We start from the raw sequence: 22,165 nt of genomic DNA, 5'->3' as shown, positions 1-22,165 counted from the left end.
TAAATTTTTGTTATAGGCAAAAAATTCTCTCTATCCATTCATCTTTATCGTATGGACCATGGACACTCTTAAAGCATCCTCTACTTTCAACACTTCTATCCAAATCTGTAACTATCCAGTCAATAACACAAATGACTTTGTTTGTTTCGGCAATAACGCCTTTAACAATACCTATATGTAAGATTCTGATTTCAGATGATCCTTGCCCCTTCATTCGCTTGATTGCAATTCGATCGCCTACTTGTATTTGTTCTCCTCTTTTAAATTGTTCAGGTTGATCTTCCGCTCCCCATCCCAGCATCCAATAACCATTTTTAACAAAAAACTGATCTTGATGATCCTGTCCACCCCAAGAGGCTCCAACTAACCAATATTTCATATCGTTACTCCTGATTTATTAAAAACTTACAAATACTCTTCCACACTCACGCCATTTAGGCCGTCTGAAACCACGCTGATTTTATAATCGCCAAAACCACTTGCAGGCGTACCTGATTCGCCGTTTACGCGTTCGACTTTCACGGCGTCAAACAGTTTATGTGCAGGCTGGCTGCCGAGTGCGCTGTCGTGTTTGAAAACGATCAGTTTGCGTGCCGCCATTTCGCCACGGGCGGCGGAGCGGTCGTGTTCAAACATCAACGTCAGGGCTTGCCAGAGTTTGACTAAGTCGTCGTCTGAAAAACCGGTTTTGGCGGCAAGGTTGGCGGAGATAAAGCCGTGCACGCGGTAGAGCGCGTAAGGGACGATGTATTTGCGCCCCATGGTGCGTTCTTTTTCCAAGTCTTTTTCATTGGTTACCGCCATGCGGGTGATGGAAACTTCCAACGGCACAATCGGGTCGATGGATTGTGCAAACGCCAGTTGCACCGGGCCGCGCACTTGCCCGCTGTTGACTTCGGTGGTCATCACGGCGCCGAAGGTGCGGATATCGAAGAAGTTTTTACACATCCACGCGGTAATGTCGCGGGCTTTGGCTTCGTCTTTGGGCAGTTTTTTGGCTTCAGATTCAATGCCGAGTGCTTCATAAGCGCGTTTGTTTTGCAGGTTTAACACGCTTTTTTCTTTCACGTAGATTTCGTAACCGGCTTCGTTTTCGCTGCTGATTTCCACAAAATTACGGATTTTTCGTTTCAGGCAGACATCGGTTACCAAGCCTTTACTGGATTCGGGATCAAGGCGCGGCATATTGCCCGCATCGGGATCGCCGTTGGGGTTGCCGTTAGTGACATCAAAAAAGTAAACAAATTCATAGCGGTTTTGAATGGCAGACATTTTCTGGCTCCTTAGTTTTCAATGGTTTCAGCGGTTTCTTTTTTAGCAAAATAGCTTTGTTTTTGATGGTAATAGCCGATGGCGAAGCGGCCTTGCTCGTCAATGCTCAAATGGCGTGGAAAGGTTTCGGGCAGTTTGGCAATGATTTCGCCCAAATCTTTATCCAAATTCACTGCCATACCGGCTTTGTCTTTACGCAAGCGCGATAAATGGTGTTTTGCGCCCGACAAAAGGCGCGGAAAAACAGAAAACGGCACGGCGGAGGCAGAGCCGTAATAGCGGTCGGCAATACCTGCGTTTAACTCGCCCAACGCCTGATATTGAATGCGCTCCAACACGGCAAACAGCCGCCCTAAAAGATAGGCGCGATTCGGGCTTTCATTGTTCAAACTCATAGGAACTCCTTCTTCAATAAAACCTTTTCTAAAACGCCGCTGTAATACGGCTTTCATCATTGCCACGCGCAGGCCGTTTACATCGCCGTCGGCGCGGATTCGGGTAATCAGTTGCGACAGCAAACTTAATGGGTACGGCGTGCCGCAAATCACGGCGCGGGTCATTTCGCCTGCCAATACGGGCGAGATATTTTCGCTTTTGCCCAGCACGGCAGTTTGCAACAAGAGCCGCCAAATAGACGGCGGCGTTTTCCACGCGCAAGGCTCAAGGGCTAAATCTTGCCAATGCTGCGCCAAATTTTCCGCCAACTGTCCAAACGTGGTGTCCAGCCAGAACCGAACAGAAATCCGCGCGGCATTGGGGGCAAGCCCTAAGATATAAAAACGGGTATTGGGAGAGAGTTCGGGCGCAATTTCTTGTAGCGGGCGACCTTTGCCGATTTGTTCCAATACGTTGAAAACTTTGGCACTTTCTTGTTCGTCATCCGGTGGCGTGAATACTTGCGCAAAGAAGCCCTCGGCAGCCTGCGCAGTTGAGCTATCGTCTGCTTCCGCCCAAAAGACCGTGCTGGCATCACCGATGGTCAGACAGTGATTATTTTCGCGACGCAACAGATAGTTCAGCGCGGTGGTGTAGGCAAAGGCGGATTGTTCGGAAACAGGCGCATTTGCGCCTTGCTCCTTGCCAAAAGAGGCAAAGGCTTCTTTGTTAAACGAAATAATCGAACCGCCGGAACTTTGCCCGCCAAATACGCCTTTAATCGCCGGATGCAGCCGTGCAATCGGGGCGGTGTCGCCGCTAATCAGGCACAAGCCTTCTTCAGCCTCATCACTTTTCAGACAGTTAGCCCATATGGTCTGTGCTGCTTCTCGTTTATGAATACAAGCGGTCGTTTTTTCAAAAGAAAATGCAATATTGGCATCAAGCATTTCGGCAGGCAGATTTTCGGTAGCGAAATTATCAGGCTGCCAGTTTTGCAGAAAACGGCACAAGGCTTGTAAGCCTTCATCGTCGCTGTTTTGCAGTAAATCGAGATGGTATTGCGTGAAGGCATCAAAAGTTTTTTCAGACGACGTAAACGGTTTTTCTTTGGCTTCAGCTTTGTTTTTATTGGCTTCTACGCCAAGCGCGTAGGCGGTTTTATCCCACAAAAAATTCGGCTTGATGCCCGACGTGCGTTTTTCGGGGCGAGGCACGCTCATCAACTTCGGCTGCGGTTTTTTATCGGCAGTTAGATTCGGCACCACGGTTTTCAGACGACCTTCTTTATCCAATACCAAAATCCAGCCGATTTTCTCCTCGCTAAAACCATAAGGCGGCACTTTCGGGTTGCCCATGTCATCGGTTTCTGCTGCCAAACGGCGGTAATAGCGGGCAAGGGACGCAAGAATCATGCTTTTACCTCCTCGGCGTAAAACGACGGCACATCAATCACGCCGTCTTTCATTTCCGCGCGGAAAAAATGCGGCGTGTTGCCGTGGTCAAAATCAATATCGTGCAGCATCCAGCCTAAATTGCGGTTTGCCTCGTTTTCCAATAACGCTGACGGCGGCAACGGCTCGCCCTCGTCAATCAACGCAAAATCGGCAGGAAATTCACGTACGCCCAAACAAGGCTGCTGAAAGCATTGCCCCTTTTTCGCACGGCGTTTGAACATCTCGATATGCTTGGTAACGGTCTCATCCGCCCCCGCTTTTGCCGTCAGCACCGCATGGGCTTCAATCACATAAGCCACGTCTTTAAGCACCGTCGCCGCGCGCTGCTGGCGGTCATCTTCAATCAGCGTATATAAATCGGCAACGCTCTTGCGCTTCATCGCACCGCTGACCTTACCCACTGAAATCTTGCCACCCAACTCATTGCGCCGCACCGACTCAAACCGAATCGGTTTCAACACATAAATGCGGTCTATCACCCACCGAATCGCCGGCTTCCAATGCACCGCCGCCAAAATCCCGCGCGCCGCCGACGGCGTGATGACATCATAAGACACCCGCTCCACCTTCATCTCCGGACGGGTAAAGCAGGCATAATCGCCCCAAACGTGTAGGCGGATTTGGTTCATTTGGTTCTCCTTTTTGTTGTACACACGCCCCTTCATAAAGAAGGGGCGGATTAGCTGACTAATCTAACTACTTTAGTTTCAATCCACGCACGGTTAAGTGCGAAAAGGTTTCAGACCACGTGTTATGCTCGAACTTGTCGGCGTAGTGCTTCAACAGCTTTTGATACGGCATCCGGTTTTGGTTCTTGGTTTGCCCAATCACTCCAAAATTGTCGCGTTGCGCTTTCAGGAGCTATTGTAGGTTTATCAAGTTTAATTCTTGTAGGAAGTAAAATTGAATCTCCTAATAACAATGCTTCACCTAAATCAAGCAATGGCAAAATATCTGTAATTCCTACCATTGATTCAGGTAACAACCGTTTCACAACACTTTGATCTTGATCATTTGTTAAGCGAAGAACCAAGAAATTATTGCATTGACTGAGAATTGTCCGACTAACATCCGAAGGACGCTGGCTAACAACTAATAAAGATACACCGTATTTTCTGCCTTCTTTTGCAATACGTTCAAAGGCTTCTAATGCACGTTTTTCTGCTGCCTCTGCTGCATCACGAACCGGAAGATATAAATGCGCTTCATCACAAACAATAGTTAATGGGTGTCGTGCATCTTTATCCATCCAGAATTGAATGTTATATAACAAGCGAGCGAGAACACCTGTAATAATTGGCAATACATCTGACGGAACTTCAGAGAAATCAATGATTTTAATCCCTCTTTGACTCTCTGAAACAGAAAACAACTTCATCAGCATCTCTTCTAACCAGTCGTAAGCATTACATTTTTTAGGAGGCTGAAACATAAATCCGCAACGTCTATCATCAATTTTGGCTTTCAGACGACCTATGAATCTCGTCAATCTACCATTCCAATCTCCTTTTACTTCTTTTCCACTTGCGCCAGTTTTTGTACCTGTATCATCTTTATTCAATTCATCCAATAAAGAGTTAATATCATAAGGAATGGGTGAATCCACTGTAAATGTCTCAAGCATCTCCATTTTTCCTTCACTTTGTAAGGTCTGCTCTTTTAAAGTACGGACATGTTCGGTAAACCTTGCTGCCTGATTTGGTGCATTATCATCACTTCGGTCAAGAATCAAAGCCAGCATTTCTTCTCTGTTTAACAACCAGTAAGGTATAAACAGACTATTCGGATTTGAACCGTCTAAATCTCCTGGTCCTGCAATATGATATTGCTGCGCAATTGGATTTTCTCCGTCACACAAAGTCGAGTATTCTCCATGCATATCGAAAACGATAAGATTAGCCGATTTTAATGCGGCTGCTCTTTCTAAAATCAAAGCAACAGACCAACTTTTACCAGAACCAGTACTACCTAAAATAGCAGCGTGCCGTTGAAAGAACTTATCGCCATTCGCTACCGCTACCGCTGTTTCATCAGCCATAAAATGACCTAATGCCAATCGTTCGTTTTCTGCTACATTGACTGATAACAGGTTCATAAATAATTGCAAATTGCTGCCACTAAGATGAAAGCAAGTTTTATCAATTTGAGGAAAGCAATCCGCACCACGTTTAAATGTATTACTTAAACTCCCATCAACTTTCCTGTAAGTTCCAATCAGAACAGCCCTAATAAAATCATCTTGACTTTCTCCTAACGGAATTGAACCATCATCAGATGTTTCATCCAAAAGTAATTTTTCACTAATTGATCGCGTTACCCGTTCAATGATTCCGATGAGGAACTCATTAGCTGTCCTACCATTGATTGCAATCAAATTACCAACAGCAATGCTGGTCATTTGTTCATGCTCTTCGACAGAAATCAAAACCCGACTTGTATCTACCGTTACGACTCTTCCAAGTTGGTCTTTGTCTTCAAAATTTAATTTTTTAATTTCCATTTTCTAAAACCTCTTTCACAAAATATTCAATATCCCACCAGTTCACATCAGGAATAAACGCATATTCTGAGTTACTGACAACAATAGTACCTCGTGGATTTTCATTAAGAATAAGAGCCTTACAATTTGATGATGCTTTAACCACTTCTCGTGCATTATCTGATAAGGTCTTCGTTAATATTAATGTTTTAATACCGCTTTTAATCCGAGTGGTCAGATGCGTTTGAAGATGATCATCATTGAAACCATAGCCAATACATAAAATTGCAGAAGCGTCATCAATTGCTCTATTCCCTTGTTCTCGATGAGCATCAAATGGTTGCTCATATCCCTTTTTATACTTACCAACACCAGGCGTAATAATTAACGGTTCTTCCATTGTGCCTATGCAACTAGTCATTGGAGTATCTCCAGCCATAAACCAATCTAAACTGCCATGTGGTTTATAAATTTTAATATGGTTGCGATAAACAAGCTTTAGCGTTTTTCCTTTTGCAACAATATCTTCAACTAATAATTTTGCACTTAAATCAGGATTATGCTTTCCCCAGTATCGTCCGACCATCATCGAATCAACACCCCAATCCTCATACTCAGCGGCAAATTCAATCAATCTATCGTAATTTGTTGTAATCACACGAGCTGTCTTAGGGGTGCATGCTGAAATATGAGGCAATAAATAGGAGAATTTGAGCTTTTTATTTTCAGAAATACATCTATTCATCGCTTTTTGTTCTTCATTTAAAACATATTCAGCTGTTATTTTGATTATTGCTGATTCGATTTCATCATTAGCTGGATGCTTTAATAAAGCACCTTCTAATCCGTCTGATTCAAGGCAGGCTTCGATCTCATTCCAAGTTTTCAAATTTTCATCGGAGATTTTGCTAGGTATCTCCTGTTTCAATCTCTTACCTAGATGCCACATGCTAGGCAAGCCTTCCGCACAAGATAGACCTGAACCAACAATAATTACTAACTTATCTGTAAAGATCGTTTGCAGCCATCTTTTTAAATCATCAAGTTCTGTGTTATTCATTTTTTACGCTTTCTCCTGCATCCATTTTTTGTGTTGATAGCATATTACTCTTGTATATTTAAAAAATTAACTTCTAAGGAATTTAAATTATTAAAATCAAAAAACCAAACTCTCGCCCTTCAAAAACTCCGTATCCTCCCAAGAAAGCCCCGCCACCTCATCATATAAATCCAGCCCAATCAGCTTATAAAACTGTTTGCCGAAGTTTTTCTCGTTAATCGGTTCGATACGTCCTGCTTTATATAAAGCGGCGAGGGCTTTTTCGGGGATTTGGACGGTATAGGGTTGCAGTTTGCGTAGCAGTCCGCCGATGTGGTCGGCGTGGTGCAGGCTGCTAATGAGGTTTTCGGCCTCACCATCAAACGGAATAATCAGCGGCTGCATATGGCTTTCAATCATGCGGAACTTGTCGGCGACGGTTTGGAATGGAAAATCAAGGCTTTGCCCTGTATCGTTGTGCATTTTCAGAATTTTTTTATTGTCCAGTTCACTGCCTTTTAATTGATAAAGCTCGGCAAAATAGGCGGCGACGGCTTGGGTGGATAAGAGGTCGTCTGAAAAGCTGTCGGCAGTCAGTCGCATAACGGCGGCTTGGGTGGCAAGTTCGGGCGGAGCTTTCCATTGTTCTTCGGGCGCGAATATCCAGACAAAGCTGCTTTCAGACGGCCTTTTGCCTTCGCGGTTGCATCGCCCTGCGGCTTGGGCAACGCTGTCTAAACCTGCTTCGGCGCGCATCACCAGCGGAAAATCGACATCAACGCCGGCTTCGATTAAGGAGGTAGCGATAACGCGGCAGGGTTCGCCGTTTTTCAGACGGCCTCGGATTTCATCGAGTTTTTGGCTGCGGTGTTTGGCACACATTAAGGTAGTCAGGTGGAACGTGCCGTCAAGGTGTTTGGCTTGGTCGTACAGGCTGCGGGCGTGGCGACGGTTATTGACGATGACGAGCATTTGCGGGTGTTCGGCGAGTTTGGCGAGCAGGTCGGCATCGGTTTGTGTGCCAATGTGTTGCACGGTAGTGCGGCGCAGTTTTTCGAAAAGTGCGGTCGGTTTTGGAGCGATTTCGCGCACGTTTTCAAAGCCGCGATAGAAGCCGTTTTCGGCTTGCACTGCTGGCTGGGTGGCGGTGCACATAACGACAGAGCAATGATAGTTTTGCGCCAATTCTTTGATGGCTTGCATGATGGGCAGCAAAAGATTGAGCGGTAGCATTTGCGCTTCGTCGAGGATGATGACGGAGCCTGCAATGTTGTGCAGCTTGCGACAGCGCGAGGAGCGGTCGGCAAAGAGGGATTCGAAGAATTGCACGGCGGTGGTCACGACAATCGGCGCATCCCAGTTTTCCGAGGCGAGGCGCAATTTGTCTTTGGTGGCTTCATTTTGCAGTTTGCCGTCGTCGAAGGTGCTGTGGTGTTCCAACACGGCTTGTTCGCCCAATTCACCAAAGGCTTTGCGGAATTCGGCGGCATTTTGTTCGATGATGCTGGTGAATGGGATGACGTAAATCACGCGCCGCATGCCGTGCCGTTTGGCGTGTTCCAGCGCAAATGCCATGGAGGTGAAAGTTTTACCGCCGCCGGTCGGCACCGTGAGAGTGAACAGCCCTTGCGGTTGTGCCGCTTGTTCTACGGCATGATCGAGGATTTCGCTGCGCAGGCGGTTTAAAGCGGCATTACGTTTTTCGGCTTCGGTTTGCTCTGAAGCTTGGGCGATACGTCGTCTGAAATCGTTGATAAATTGATTGAAATTGCGTTGTAAGGCGTTTAAATCGGGGGAACCGCCGCGTTCGGCAATTTTGTTTTCTAGGTTTGAATAAAAGGCTTCGGTGTCAAGATAATCGGCATCCACCAAGCAGGAATAGAGCATTCGGGTGAAAAAGGCGTAGGAGAAAAAAGGATGATGCGCGTCGGCTTTGAGTGGCGGTGCGGACAGGTTTTGAGGAAGCTTGATTTCTTGTTGCCACAAGTTATCGAGAGCGGGAATATCTTCGTCAAATTGTAAAGCTAGACGCTGTTTCAAAGTACTGCGGTTATCGCCCTCACCACATCCATTAGCTAACCCCGCATGATGCCCCGCAATGCAAAACGCCATTAACTTACCGATAACATTTCCCCAACGCTCGACAGCAATCTTGGCTCCGGCAGTAGCATGATCAACTGAAGAGCCACCATGCAATCGGCGGTCAAATGCTTCCGAATATTTCCCTAAGTCATGAAGTTGTCCCGTTTGGTAGGCAATTTCCTGCGCCCCGAATACCCGAGCAAACTCCGCCGCTATTTCCCCAACATTGACCAAATGGCTTTGCAAGGTTTGCCAATGTTTGTAAGGCAAGAGATTGCCGAGTTTGTCTTGGGCGGAATGGGCGTAGTAAATTAGGGGGCTCATATTGAAATTCTAAAAAATTCAAATTGATACAAATGCAATGATAATATGATATTAAATTTAATATGTAAATATAAAAAATGCCGTCTGAAACTTTTTCAGACGGCATTGTCATTTATTAACCTTTATAACTTGCTTCTAATATCCTCCACTGCTTCCACTAAAGCCTCAGAAAGCGAAGGGTCAAAAGAAGAGTGGCCTGCTTGAACAATTCTCAATTCTGCTTCAGGGAAGGCTTGCGAGAGTTCCCATGCGCTTTGCATTGGAGTGCATAGGTCGTAGCGGCCTTGGACGATGATGGTTGGAATATGGCGGATTTTTTCGATGTTTTCCAAGATGGCTTTATCGCCCTGCAGCCAGCCTTCGTTCACGAAATAATGGTTTTCCATTCTTGCGATGGCAAGGGAGGCTTGCGGGTCTTCATCCACGTCTTTGGGTTCAAACTGAATAAGGTAGCTTTCCCAGTCTGCCCATGATTTGGCTGCTTTGAGGCGCGTGGCTTCATCTTCGCTGAACAGCATTTCATGGTAGGCTTTGATTAGGGTTTTGCGTTTGTTTTCGGCTACGGGAGCAATGAATTTTTGCCATTGAGCCGGATAAATTTGGCTGACGCCGCCTGCTTCGTTCAGCCATGCCATTTCAGACGGCCTGCATAGGAAAATACCGCGCAAAACTAAGCCGCTGACGCGATCGGGATGGGTTTCGGCATAAGTCAGCGACAAGGTGCTGCCCCATGAGCCGCCGAAAACCAGCCATTTTTGAATGCCGAGCATTTCGCGTACTTTTTCGATATCGGCAACCAAATCCCATGTAGTATTGTCTTCGATACACGCATACGGTTTGGAACGTCCGCAGCCGCGTTGGTCGATGATGACGATGCGGAAATGTTCTGGATTGAAAAAGCCGCGACAGGCCGGTGATGCGCCTGCTCCGGGGCCGCCATGCAGGAAAATCACGGGGTGTCCATCAGGATTGCCTGACTCTTCCCAATAGATTTCGTGAATGTCGGATACGCGTAAAAGGCCGCTATTTCGTGGTTCTTGAATCGGATGCATGAGCTTTCTCCTTTGTCTGATGAATATATTTAATTGTAACACTTTACCTGCTGATTTTTCAGACGGCCTACATAGGTTTAGCGCCACAAATGGCGTAAAATACCACTTTTTGACAGGATTTTTTTATGATTGACAACAAACAAACCCATGCCGCTCCCGAAGGACAACTTTTATTGCGTACAGTAGCCATGCCGCGCGATACCAACCCTAATCAGGACATCTTCGGCGGCTGGATTATGTCGCAAATGGATCTGGGCGGCGGTATTTTGGCGGCAGAAATCGCACAGGGACGAATTGTCACCGTGGCCGTTCAAGAAATGAATTTCATCAGACCGGTAAAGGTCGGCAACGTTGTATGCTGCTATGGTCATTGCGTCCGAGTAGGCAATACTTCTTTGCAACTGAAAATCGAAGTGTGGGTAAAGACTTTGATGAACGATATGGTAACGGAAGACCGCCAACTGGTTACCGAAGCCGTATTCACTTACGTCGCTATCGATGCACAAGGCAATCCGCGCCCTATTCCACGAGAAGGCAATGCAAAGCTGGCTCATTTGTCAGTTTAAGAAATCAAAACCAGGCCGTCTGAAATTTCAATGTTCAGACGGCCTTTTTGAATATGGAGACAAAATGTAATAATATTTCTTTTGAGCTAAAGCAAGGCGAAGTATCTGTTTTTTAGGTTTAATTCAAGCTTATTGATAAGACAAAGACCGTACACCGGCTCCCTATAACACTACTCTACCGCGACAGTTTGTACCACCTTTAAAACAACGTTTCCTCCTCAACCCACTTTAAGGAACATCATGGCTTCGCGCGATTTATACCCACAGGAAATTTTACAGGTTGTTCTCGACAAAAGCTGCGCCAAAGCACAATCCAGCATCCCCACACTGGCAATTTTGAGCATTTTGGCCGGCGGATACATCGGCTTCGGTTATCTTGCCTATTTAAAAGTAGTCAGCGGCATTCCGCACGAATGGGGCGGTGTCGCGACTTTACTCGGTGCCGCCGTATTCCCCATCGCCTTGATTTGTATCCTGCTTGGCGGCGGCGAGCTGGTAACCAGCAATATGATGATTATGTCTTTAGGCAGATTGGCCGGACGGATTTCCTCTAAAATGCTGCTGCGAAACTGGGTTATCGTTTGCATGGGCAATTTGGTAGGCACGCTGGCGATGGCGTTTTTTCTCGGACACTATGTCGGCATGACCGAAGGCAGCGTGGCAGAAAAAACCATTGCTGTGGCAGAAGCAAAAGTCCATATGGATTTCGGCCGTGCTTTCGTATCGGCAGTCGCATGTAACTGGATGGTCTGCATGGGCGCGTGGTTGCACTTTGCCGCTAAAAACACAACCGGACGAATGCTGGCCATTTGGTTCCCCGTCATGATTTTCGTATTAAACGGCTTCCAACACCTTGTCGCCAATATGTTCGTTATCCCAGCCGGCATTTTGGCAGGCGCAAACATCACATGGGGGCAGTTTTTCTTCAACACGATTCCCGTATTCCTGGGTAATGTCGTCGGTGGCGCATCCTTTGTCGGCGCATCGTATCTTTATACTTATAAAGACACGCTGAAAGATAGTGCCGAATAGACCTGCTTTATAAACAACAAAACCTGCTTTTTTAAGCAGGTTTTGTTTTACCGTTATTTTTCAGACGGCCTTTGCTACACAAAATCATTATACTGCTCCACAAGATTGCAAGATTGTTTTTAGCCTAATAGCCTATACCGAAGTGAGCAATCTATATTGAAACTTGAAGAGTAAAAACAAAAAGGACTTAACCGGAAAAACAGGTTAAGTCCTTAAATCTTTTGGTCGGAGTGAAAGGATTCGAACCTTCGACCCCTTGCACCCCATGCAAGTGCGCTACCAGACTGCGCCACACTCCGACTCGATAAGCTGTGAATTCTAGTTTCAAATACTGATTTTGACAAGTGTTTTTTAGGAAGGGAAATTTACTCGTTTGAAAATATTTAAATTATTTGTACACAAAAAAGGCCGTCTGAAATCGTTCAGACGGCCTTTGATTATTCAGTCAAATATCAAGCTTCAACCGGGATAATACCGATTTTGGCCTGCCATTGTTTTGGAGCAATAGCGTGAACCGATTCGCCGTTGCTATCTACCGCAACGGTAACAGGCATGTCTTTGACTTCAAATTCGTAAATCGCTTCCATACCCAATTCTGGGAACGCCAAGACTTTAGATGCTTTAATGGCTTTGGCAACCAAATATGCCGCGCCTCCGACAGCCATCAGGTAAACGGCTTTATTATCGGCAATGGCTTGGCAAGTTGCTGCGCCGCGTTCGGATTTACCGATCATACCCAAGAGGCCGGTTTGTTCCAGCATTTGGCGGGTAAACTTATCCATACGGGTGGAGGTGGTCGGACCGGCCGGGCCAACAACTTCGTCACGGACTGGATCAACCGGGCCGACGTAGTAAATCAGTTTGTTGGTGAAATCTACCGGCAATTCTTCGCCTTTGTTGAGCATATCAACCAAACGTTTGTGCGCGGCATCGCGGCCGGTCAGGATTTTACCGTTCAACAACAACACGTCGCCGGTTTTCCATGTAGCCACTTCTTCTTTGGTCAGATTGTTGACATCGACACGTTTGCCGTTGTCCGGGCTGTAAGTCAGATCCGGCCAGTCTTCCAAGGATGGGGCTTCCAGTTTGGCCGGGCCTGAGCCGTCCAATTCAAATTCGATGTGGCGGGTTGCCGCGCAGTTTGGAATCATGGCAATCGGTTTGGAAGCCGCGTGGGTTGGGTAGTCAAGGATTTTGACATCCAGCACGGTGCTCAAGCCGCCCAAACCTTGTGCGCCGATGCCCAAGGCATTTACTTTTTTGTAGAGTTCCAAGCGCAGGGCTTCGGTGGTAGACAATTCTGCACCGGAATCGGCTTTTTCTTTGAGCTCCTGAATATCGATGTGGCTCATCAGACTCTCTTTAGCCATTAACACTGCTTTTTCAGGCGTACCGCCGATGCCGATACCCAAAATGCCCGGAGGACACCAGCCCGCACCCATTTGAGGAACGGTTTTCAAGACCCAATCAACGATATTGTCTGAAGGGTTGAGCATGGCAACTTTAGTTTTGTTTTCAGAACCACCGCCTTTGGCTGCGCAAGTGACTTCGACTTTGTCGCCTTTTACGATTTCCATATGTACAACGGCAGGCGTGTTGTCTTTGGTATTTTGACGTTTGCCAGCCGGGTCGGCCAATACGGAGGCGCGCAGTTTGTTGTCAGGATAGGTATATGCGCGGCGTACGCCTTCGTTAACCATTTCCTGTACGCTCATCTCGGCATCCCACTGTACATCCATGCCCACTTTCAAGAATACGGTCGCAATACCGGTATCCTGACAAATCGGACGATGGCCTTCGGCACACATACGGCTATTGACCAAAATCTGTGCCATCGCATCTTTGGCGGCAGGGTTCTCTTCTTTTTGGTAAGCCTTGTATAAAGCCTGAATGTAGTCTTTAGGATGGTAGTAGCTGATAAATTGGAAAGCGTCGAAAATACTTTGGATAAAGTCTTCTTGCTTGATGACGGTCATGATTGTGTTCCTTTTCGGGAGTCATGGTAGGAAGGGTTTGTTTATTTTTTAAGAGACCGATTTTTCAGACGGCCTTCAATAGTGTAATAGTGCTTTCAAATGAATAATCCAGACAATATCATTTTCATACCTTATTGATTTAAATAGAATTTAATAACATATTAAATCACTTGGTTATTGATAACCTATATCTACTGGCCATTCGCTCACATAGAAATAAAACTACATTATTTTTAAACGATAACCTTATTGCTAGGCCGTCTGAAATATTTGCCCTACACATCTGAGTAAAAAATTTAGTAGCCTGTATTTAAAAGAGAACCATCCCCATTTCAGACGGCCATTTTATTTTTTAATACGATACACAATTGTAAAATTTATGTCATTCTCTCCCTCAACCTTCTTGACGGATGTCAAACTTATTTAATTTTCTGAAATTTTATAACAGCCTTTTCGTTTGTTTACAAAATTAGATATTATTCAATATATACAATAAGTTATATATAAACCCTAAGATATAATAATGATTTCTACTAGCAAATATTAGATTATTTTTGCAAATATACTGAAAAGGTAATTTTCTTTTACCTTTAAAATCAAATATAAATAATTAATTTGTCTAAATAATAGGCATATTTTGTTTGCAATTTCTTCCTTAAGCAAGGCTAATCCCTCTCTATCATCAAATCCAACAAATTCTGATACACTTCGCCTTATATAGATAAACATTGATTTTAAAAGAATTTCCGAGTAAATCACTTGGATATTTTCCTCATACGCAATAAATGTAATAAAAATACAATTAACCAAATTATCCACTATTCCAACTTCCAATTTCACAGGAACAAATCATGAGTGAAAATTTGTTAACCCTGACCATAGACGGCCACGAAGTCAAAGCTTCCGCCGATTCGTCAATCATCCAAGCCTATGCACGTTCGGGCAATGCGATTACTGCCAACGTCGGCTGCATGGGTCAAGGCGTATGCGGTTCCTGCCGCTGCATGATTCGTAAAGAAGGCGAGCGCGAAGTAACCACTGCACTGGCATGCGAGACCAAAGTAGAGGAAGGCATGCAGGTCAGCTTCTTGGACTACTTTATTCCGGAGCATATCCAATATTACGACGTGAGTGAGATTGGCGACGGCTGGAACTGGTTGGACGATACCGCCAAAGCCTTCCCCGAAGCGCAAAACTGTCGTCATTGTGGCGGCTGCAACCGCGCCTGCCCTAAAGGTTTGCAAGTGGAAAACGGCGTAGCGCAGGTAGTTTCCGGTGATTTCGGCGCGGCTGCGCTGACCTTCGACCAATGCGTAATGTGCAACCTCTGCACCCTCTCCTGCCCAGAACACATCCGTCCAAACCACTTGGGCCTGTTCGCCCGCCGCATGAAAGCGGCGCGTACATTGCGTCCGGTGGATTTGATGCGCCGCCTGCGCGAAATCGACAGCGGCAAAATGAAAGTCGAATTTGAAGAGGAGGCACTGTGATGGCTAACAAAATTCAAGGCATAGACTACGAAACCGCCCTTGCCAATCTGCGTGCATCCTCATTGGAACTGCGTGGCGATTTACCTGAAAAAAACGAATTGCTGAGCCAATTTCACCCTGACTATCAGGCCGATGCGCGTGTGAAACTGCCTATCGGCCCGAACCAAGGCGATTACTGCCACCCTGACCTGGCTAAACTCTTAATCAGTCAGCCTCTGATTGACGACTACGATTTGTCGGGTGCGGAACACCTGAACACCGACGTCTTGGTAATCGGCGGCGGCGGTGCGGGTGCGGCGGCGGCGTTATCCGCGACCGAAGCAGGCGCGCGCGTGATTATGGCGAACAAGCTGCGTATCGGCGACAGCAATACCGTGATGGCCGAAGGCGGCATTCAAGCGGCAGTCGGCGCGGAAGACAGCCTGCAGCAACACTTTGACGACACCATCAAAGGCGGCCACAACGCAGGCAAAAAAGAATTGGTGGCGCAAATGGTTACCGACGCGCCGGCCGCCATCCGTTGGCTGATCGGCTTGGGCATGACTTTCGACCTTGCCAAAGGCGCGGACAGCAACGGCATGCTGAGTCGCAAACGTGCAGGCGGTACAACCGTGCCGCGTATTTTGAGCTACCGCGACTTTACCGGCCTCGAAATGATGCGCGTACTACGCGAGGCGGTCGAACTCGACGAAAACATCACTCAGCTCAACCGCCACCCCGCCATCGAATTATTATCGGACGAACACGGCCGCTGCGTCGGCGCGATTTTGTACGATTTGGAAAAACGCTCCTTGGTATTGGTTCACGCCAAAGCCGTGGTCTTGGCAACCGGCGGCAGCGGACGTCTGCACCTGCAAGGTTTCGCCACATCCAACCACTATGGCGCGACTGCAGACGGCCTGGTGATGGCTTACCGCATCGGCGCGAAACTGCGCGATGTCGACTCTTTCCAATACCACCCGACCGGCGTCGCCCATCCGCCACACTTGGCAGGCGCGCTGATTTCTGAAGCCGTCCGCTCTGCAGGCACCAAACTGGTCAACGGTTTGGGCGAGCGTTTCGTTGACGAATTGCAGCCGCGCGACGTTGTTGCCGCCGCGATTCTGCGCGAATGTCGCGAAGGCCGCGGCGTGGTGCGCGACGGTCAAGTCGGTGTATTCCTCGATACGCCGCGCCTGATTGCCAACGACCCCGATGTATTGAACCGTTTGGTAACACTCGGCCACGTCGCCCACAAATGCGGTATCGACCCTGCTGTTGAGCCGATGATGATTCATCCAACCCTGCACTATCAAAACGGCGGCGTCGAAATCAACGGCGACGGCGCGACTTGCGTGGAAGGCCTCTATTGCGCCGGCGAAGTAACCGGCGGCATCCACGGCCGCAACCGCCTGATGGGCAATGCACTTCTGGACATCATCAGCTTCGGCCGCCGTGCCGGTAAAGCCGCGGCAAATTGCGGCCTGCCACTGAAAAAAGTGCGCGGCGGTGTCGGACACGTCCACGACCTGCAACGCGAAATGACCCGTGCAGGCCTGACCAGCGACATCAAAGCCCCCGTTTTATATCCCGACTACGGCAAATTCGATTTGCGCGAACACGCCGGTTTGCAGGAGCAACAATCATGAATCAAGCCAATCAAAACTTACTGCACCCTTCCCGCCAAGTCGGCGCAGATTTAGCCGCATGGCGTAAAGTTGGCGGCGGCGAAGGCCTGTTGGCGGCGCTTGCTGATCCTCAAAGCATTGTTTCCAAACTGCAAGAAGCCAATCTTTGCGGTATGGGCGGCGCAGGTTTCCCGACCTGGCGCAAATGGGAGGCTGCCGTTGCCGCCCAAAGCAAAAATGGCGACAAATACGTCGTCTGCAATGCCAACGAAGACGAACCGGGTACATTCAAAGACCGCGTTTTGCTGGCAAAAACGCCGCACCAAGTTATCGAAGGCGTCCTGATTGCCGCCGTTGCCTGCCGCGCCAACAAAGCGATTTTGTACATCAACCCGCATCAAACCGAATCCATCGCCTCCATCACACCGGCCATCGAGCAATGGAAAAACAGCGATTTGTTTATCCGCATTGAAAACTACTTGGGCAAACCTTTGGATTTGCAGCTGGTTGAAACTTCGGGCCGTTATATCGGCGGCGAAGAAACCGCTGTCATTTCATGGTTGGAAGGCGGTTTCCCCTTCCCTCGCCGCAAACCGCCTTTCCCTGCCGAAAGCGGTGTCAACGGTGAACCGACCCTAATCAACAACACCGAAACCTTCGCCAATATTCCGCAAATCCTTGCCAAAGGTGCGGAATGGTACAAATCGCTGGGTTTGGGCGATGCCGCAGGTACGAAACTCTACTCGCTCTCTGGCGACGTATTGAATCCGGGCCTGTACGAGCTGCCGATGGGTACAACGCTGAAATCACTGATTTTCGATCACGGCGGCGGTATGCTTGAAGGCCGCACGTTTAAAGCCGTCTTTACCGGCGGCCCGTCAAACACGCTTCTGACTGCCAAAGATTTGGATGTGCCATTGGACTTCGTTTCCGTGCGCGAACGCAAATCCAGCCTCGGTACGGGTGCGATGATTGTGATTTCCGAAGGCACGAGTGTAGTGCGTAAAGTATCTGAATATGTGGAGTTTTTTGCTGCCAACTCATGCGGACAATGCCCACCGTGCAAAGGCGGCACGTTCCAACTTTCCCGCCTGCTCAACCGCGTGGACACCGGCATCGGCACCCCCGACGACCTGCGCGCCTTGCAAAGCCTGTGCCAACTGTTGCCACGAAGCGGCCGTTGCGGTTTGATTGACGGCGCGGTAACGGTTCTGCAAAGTTCGCTGCGTACCTTCCCCGAAGAGTACGGCCTGCCGGCGGAGCAGGAGTAAATCGGTATTGTTTTCAGACGGCCTGTTACTGTAAAGACCGTCTGAAAAACGATACCCGCCCCCCTTTCTCTTCTTTCTAAGATAGAAAAGAAACCCATTAAGAAAAATACCTTCCGAACCTACCAAAATACGTTCAGACGACCTTAAGCAATACTCAGGCCGTCTGAAAACCGATTTCCCAATTCTTTAATCCTCAAATTAGGAGATTCAACATGGGCTTCAAGCCAATTCCTGCTGCGGTCGCACTTGTGCTGACGCTGCTTATCTGGTTCGTTATCCCCGTTCCCCAAGGCGTATCGCCTGACGCATGGCATCTTTTGGCATTGTTCGTCGGCATCATCGCCGGCATCATCGGCAAAGCCATGCCTATCGGCGCAATGGCGATTTTGGGCATTACCTTGGTTGCACTGACCGGCGTGACCAACGAAAAAGCCGCCGATGCAACCAAAGACGCTTTGAGCAGCCTCAACAACTCGCTCATCTGGATGATCGGTATCGCCATCATCATCTCGCGCGGCCTGTTGAAAACTGGCTTGGGTATGCGTATCGGCTACCTCTTGATTTCCCTCTTCGGCAAACGCACGCTGGGCGTTGGTTACAGCTTGGCACTGGCCGACTTGGTCATCGGTCCGGTAACGCCGAGTAATACTGCGCGCGGCGGTGCCATCGTGCATCCGATTATGAAATCTATTGCCTTAAGCTTCGACTCCGACCCAGAAAAAGGGACGGAAGGCAAAATCGGTAAATACCTTTCACTGGTCAATTTCCACTCCAATGTAATTACCTGTCTGATTTTTATCACCGCCACCGCACCTAATCCGCTGGTGGTCGAATTGGTTGCCAAAGCCACCAATGCGCAAATCCAACTCTCTTGGGGTACTTGGTTCTTGGCAATGGTCGTACCCGGCCTGATTGCTATGCTGCTGATGCCGTTGGTGCTGTATTTCCTGTATCCGCCTGAAATCAAACAAACCCCCAACGCCACTGCATTGGCAAAAGAGCATTTGGCTGCCATGGGACCGATGAAGCGTGAAGAAAAAATCATGCTGGGTATTTTCTTAGTTCTGCTGCTGTTGTGGGCGGGTATTCCTGAAATGCTGTTCGGCGTGAAAGTGGACGCTACCGCCACTACTTTCCTCGGCTTGAGCCTGTGCCTGTTGACCGGCGTACTGACTTGGGACGACGCGCTGAAAGAAAAAAGCGCGTGGGATACCATCGTCTGGTTCGCGGCCTTGGTGATGATGGCAAACTTCCTCAACAAACTGGGCCTCATCAGCTGGTTGTCCGACTCCATGCAAAGCGGTATCGCCCACATGGGTTTGGGTTGGGAAGCCGGTTGTGCCTTGTTGATGCTGGCCTACCTCTACGCCCACTACGTTTTCGCCAGCGGTACGGCACACGTTACCGCCATGTTCGGCGCATTCTACGGCGCAGGCTTGGCCTTGGGCGCACCACCGATGCTGTTTGCCCTGATTATGGCAGCCGCTACCGGCATCATGATGTCGCTGACCCACTACGCCACCGGTTCCGCACCTGTCATTTACGGCTCAAACTACGTCAACATGACCGAATGGTGGAAAGCCGGCTTCATCATGAGCGTGGTCGAAATCCTGATTTTCAGCACTGTCGGCATCTTGTGGTGGAAAGCCTTGGGCTATTGGTAATCCTTTAGTCGATTGAAAAATCAGGCCGTCTGAAACTCCAATTTCAGACGGCCTTTTGTTACAATTTCATTTTTACCGAACACACTCGATTACCGTGAAAATACTCATTCTCGGCAGCGGCCAAGTCGGCTCGACCGTCGCCCAAAACCTTGCCTCCGTTCCCAGCAACGACGTTACCATCATCGACATCGACGAAAAAGCGCTCAACCGCATCAGCAGCCGCCTCGATGTCCAAACCATCGTCGGCAACGGCGCATCGCCCTTTACCCTCGAACAGGCAGGCGCGGCAGATTCCGACCTCCTGCTTGCCCTGACCCGCAGCGACGAAACCAACATTGTCGCCTCCAAAATCGCCGCCGACCTATTCAATATCCCCAGCCGCATCGCACGCGTGCGCTCAAGCGAATACCTCGAATATCCGGTTGACGGCAGCGACAACCCCGAAGAAGGCAGCCTCAACATCTTCGGCATTACCGAAACCATCAGCCCTGAACAACTGGTTACCGAACAACTCGTCGGCCTGCTCAACTACACCAGCTCATTGCAGGTACTCAGTTTTGCCAACGATAAAGTGCGCATGGTGATTGTTCAAGCCCGCAAAGGCGGTTTGCTGATCGGCCGTGAAATTGCCGACATCAACCAACACCTGCTCGAAGGCGTGGACTGCCAAATCTGCGCCATCTACCGCAACAACCGCCTGATCGTCCCCACCCCGCAAACCGTCATCATCGAAGGCGATGAAGTCCTGTTTGCCGCCGACATCAACAGCGTGGAAGCCATCATGCGCGAATTGCGTCCTAAAGAAGCGCGTACCCGCCGCATCATGATCGCCGGCGGCGGCAACATCGGCTACCGCCTCGCCAAACAGCTCGAATCCAAATACGACATCAAAATCATCGAATATAAACCCCACCGCGCCGAATGGCTGGCCGAAAATCTGGACAACACCCTCGTCCTGCAAGGTTCCGCCACCGACGAAACCCTGCTAGACGAAGAATACATCGACGAAATCGACGTCTTCTGCGCGCTGACCAACGACGACGAAAACAACATCATGTCCAGCCTGTTGGCGAAAAACCTTGGTGCCAAACGCGTAATCACCATCGTCAACCGCTCAAGCTACGTCGATTTGCTCGAAGGCAACAAAATCGATATCGTCGTTTCCCCCCACCTGATTACCATCGGCTCCATCCTCGCCCACATCCGCCGCGGCGACATCGTTGCCGTCCACCCCCTGCGCCGCGGCACGGCCGAAGCCATCGAAGTGGTGGTACACGGCGATAAAAACACTTCCGCCATCGTCGGCCGCCGCATCAGCGGCATCAAATGGCCGAGCGACTGCTACATCGCCGCCATCGTCCGCGGCGCAACCGGCGAGGTCATCATGGGACACCACACCGAAACCATCCTCCAAGACGGCGACCACATTATCTTCTTCGTCTCACGCCGCCGCGTCCTGCCGGAGTTGGAAAAACTCATTCAAGTCAAAATGGGCTTTTTCGGTTAAGCCTAAAATCCATCCTCTTGAAGACATTAAAAGGCCGTCTGAAAACCTTTTCAGACGGCCTTTATTTCTTGTTTTATTTACGCTTTAGCAACACTGTTTTTACGGCCAAACCAAACAAAACCAATCACGCCCAATACAATCATCGGCACGCTCAACCATTGACCCATGGACAAGCCCAAAGTCAATAGGCCGAGATAGTCGTCAGGCTGACGGGCAAATTCGGCGATAAAGCGGAACAATCCGTAACCGCCCAAGAACAATGCTGCCGTTTGTCCGGCCGGACGCGGTTTTTTCGAGAAAATCCAAACGATGACAAACAGGCAAATGCCTTCAAGGGCAAACTGGTAAAGCTGAGACGGATGGCGCGGCAGCATGCCGTATTGTTGCAGCCATTCAGCCCACAAAGGATTATGCGCCGCGGCTTCCGCATCTTCGTAACGCGCTTGGGGAAAACCCATCGCCCAGAAAGCATTGAGTTCGGTAACTCGTCCCCAAAGTTCGCCGTTGATAAAGTTGCCGATACGGCCGGAAGCCAAGCCCAGCGGTACGAGTGGCGCAACGGTATCCATCAGCTTCAAGATACTGATGTTGTGCTTGCGGCCAAACAGCCACATGGCAACGACCACGCCCAAGAATCCGCCGTGAAACGACATGCCGCCTTCCCACACTTTGAAAATATCCAACGGGTTGGCCAGATAGTCGGAAAATTTATAAAACAAAACGTAGCCGATACGGCCGCCCAAGATGACGCCCAAGATACCCCAAGTCAGGAAATCGTCGAGTGTTTCTTTGGTAAACACAGAATTGCCCTGCGCGATACGGCGGCGGCCCAAAATCGTAAACAGGATAAAGCCGACAATATAGCTCAAGGCATACCAGCGGATGGCAAGCGGGCCGATGCTGATCAGCACCGGATCAAACTGGGGATGTATCATCATAATGTGTGTTCCTTATCTCAAAGGCCGTCTGAAA

Annotated in this window: 17 protein-coding genes and 1 tRNA gene; 7 read left to right on the top strand and 11 right to left on the bottom strand. The window is 48.7% G+C overall.

The window, feature by feature from the left end:
* Nucleotides 1-10: 10 nt before the first annotated feature.
* The 8 genes from FOC66_RS02285 to pip form a co-directional block, all read right to left on the bottom strand.
* Entirely contained in the window at nucleotides 11-379 is a 369-nt protein-coding gene (locus FOC66_RS02285; protein WP_036493577.1) for a hypothetical protein, read from the bottom strand.
* A gap of 26 nt (nucleotides 380-405) precedes the next feature.
* Nucleotides 406-1,272, bottom strand: coding sequence for a type I-C CRISPR-associated protein Cas7/Csd2 (gene cas7c, locus FOC66_RS02280; protein WP_003746233.1), 867 nt, complete (start codon nucleotides 1,270-1,272; stop codon nucleotides 406-408).
* A gap of 11 nt (nucleotides 1,273-1,283) precedes the next feature.
* Nucleotides 1,284-3,062 carry a type I-C CRISPR-associated protein Cas8c/Csd1 gene (gene cas8c, locus FOC66_RS02275; protein ID WP_003746232.1) on the bottom strand — a complete coding sequence of 593 codons (1,779 nt, stop codon included), beginning with the start codon at nucleotides 3,060-3,062 and terminating at the stop codon, nucleotides 1,284-1,286.
* Nucleotides 3,059-3,733 (bottom strand): type I-C CRISPR-associated protein Cas5c, encoded by a 675-nt coding sequence (gene cas5c, locus FOC66_RS02270; protein ID WP_003746230.1) that lies wholly within the window; start codon nucleotides 3,731-3,733, stop codon nucleotides 3,059-3,061. The genes cas8c and cas5c overlap by 4 nt, the downstream gene beginning before the upstream one ends.
* Nucleotides 3,734-3,855: 122 nt before the next feature.
* A complete protein-coding gene (locus FOC66_RS02265; RefSeq protein ID WP_003746229.1) occupies nucleotides 3,856-5,604 on the bottom strand; it encodes an ATP-binding protein in 1,749 nt (582 codons plus the stop codon).
* The gene (locus tag FOC66_RS02260; RefSeq protein WP_003746227.1) at nucleotides 5,594-6,643 is read right to left on the bottom strand and encodes an SIR2 family protein; all 1,050 of its coding nucleotides are present in this window, start codon (nucleotides 6,641-6,643) and stop codon (nucleotides 5,594-5,596) included. Before FOC66_RS02260 ends, FOC66_RS02265 begins: the two co-directional genes overlap by 11 nt.
* A 96-nt stretch (nucleotides 6,644-6,739) precedes the next feature.
* Complete coding sequence (locus FOC66_RS02255; RefSeq protein ID WP_003746225.1) at nucleotides 6,740-9,028, bottom strand: CRISPR-associated helicase/endonuclease Cas3; 2,289 nt, start codon at nucleotides 9,026-9,028, stop codon at nucleotides 6,740-6,742.
* A gap of 122 nt (nucleotides 9,029-9,150) precedes the next feature.
* Complete coding sequence (gene pip, locus FOC66_RS02250) at nucleotides 9,151-10,080, bottom strand: prolyl aminopeptidase (RefSeq protein WP_003746223.1); 930 nt, start codon at nucleotides 10,078-10,080, stop codon at nucleotides 9,151-9,153.
* A gap of 125 nt (nucleotides 10,081-10,205) precedes the next feature.
* Between pip and yciA the strand changes: the two genes are divergently transcribed.
* Nucleotides 10,206-10,646: an acyl-CoA thioester hydrolase YciA gene (gene yciA / locus FOC66_RS02245; RefSeq protein ID WP_003746221.1), complete on the top strand. Its 441-nt coding sequence runs from the start codon at nucleotides 10,206-10,208 to the stop codon at nucleotides 10,644-10,646.
* Between the two features lie 240 nt (nucleotides 10,647-10,886).
* A complete protein-coding gene (locus tag FOC66_RS02240; protein ID WP_003746219.1) occupies nucleotides 10,887-11,678 on the top strand; it encodes a formate/nitrite transporter family protein in 792 nt (263 codons plus the stop codon).
* A 222-nt stretch (nucleotides 11,679-11,900) separates the two neighbouring features.
* Here the strand turns inward: FOC66_RS02240 and FOC66_RS02235 are convergent.
* A tRNA-Pro gene (locus FOC66_RS02235) sits at nucleotides 11,901-11,977 on the bottom strand.
* A 153-nt stretch (nucleotides 11,978-12,130) separates the two neighbouring features.
* On the bottom strand, nucleotides 12,131-13,654 hold the full coding sequence (locus FOC66_RS02230; protein ID WP_003746217.1) for a fumarate hydratase: 1,524 nt from the start codon (nucleotides 13,652-13,654) through the stop codon (nucleotides 12,131-12,133).
* 851 nt (nucleotides 13,655-14,505) lie between these two features.
* Between FOC66_RS02230 and FOC66_RS02225 the strand changes: the two genes are divergently transcribed.
* The 5 genes from FOC66_RS02225 to trkA all read left to right on the top strand — a co-directional run bounded on the left by FOC66_RS02225 (nucleotide 14,506) and on the right by trkA (nucleotide 21,193).
* Entirely contained in the window at nucleotides 14,506-15,144 is a 639-nt protein-coding gene (locus FOC66_RS02225) for a 2Fe-2S iron-sulfur cluster-binding protein (RefSeq protein WP_003746216.1), read from the top strand.
* Nucleotides 15,144-16,772, top strand: a complete 1,629-nt coding sequence (locus tag FOC66_RS02220; RefSeq protein WP_003746214.1) for an FAD-binding protein — start codon at nucleotides 15,144-15,146, stop codon at nucleotides 16,770-16,772. The genes FOC66_RS02225 and FOC66_RS02220 overlap by 1 nt, the downstream gene beginning before the upstream one ends.
* Nucleotides 16,769-18,022: a complex I 51 kDa subunit family protein gene (locus FOC66_RS02215; RefSeq protein WP_003746212.1), complete on the top strand. Its 1,254-nt coding sequence runs from the start codon at nucleotides 16,769-16,771 to the stop codon at nucleotides 18,020-18,022. Before FOC66_RS02220 ends, FOC66_RS02215 begins: the two co-directional genes overlap by 4 nt.
* A 212-nt stretch (nucleotides 18,023-18,234) precedes the next feature.
* Nucleotides 18,235-19,686, top strand: coding sequence for a DASS family sodium-coupled anion symporter (locus tag FOC66_RS02210; protein ID WP_003746210.1), 1,452 nt, complete (start codon nucleotides 18,235-18,237; stop codon nucleotides 19,684-19,686).
* 94 nt (nucleotides 19,687-19,780) lie between these two features.
* The gene (gene trkA / locus FOC66_RS02205; RefSeq protein WP_003746208.1) at nucleotides 19,781-21,193 is read left to right on the top strand and encodes a Trk system potassium transporter TrkA; all 1,413 of its coding nucleotides are present in this window, start codon (nucleotides 19,781-19,783) and stop codon (nucleotides 21,191-21,193) included.
* Nucleotides 21,194-21,270: 77 nt separating this feature from the next.
* Here trkA and lgt read toward each other — a convergent pair whose 3' ends face one another.
* Nucleotides 21,271-22,131, bottom strand: a complete 861-nt coding sequence (gene lgt / locus FOC66_RS02200; RefSeq protein ID WP_003746206.1) for a prolipoprotein diacylglyceryl transferase — start codon at nucleotides 22,129-22,131, stop codon at nucleotides 21,271-21,273.
* Nucleotides 22,132-22,165: the final 34 nt, after the last annotated feature.

Source organism: Neisseria mucosa (genome assembly GCF_013267835.1).
Taxonomy (GTDB): Bacteria; Pseudomonadota; Gammaproteobacteria; order Burkholderiales; family Neisseriaceae; genus Neisseria.
Note: the sequence above shows the minus strand (reverse complement) of the source record. Positions and strands in the feature narration are given on the sequence as shown.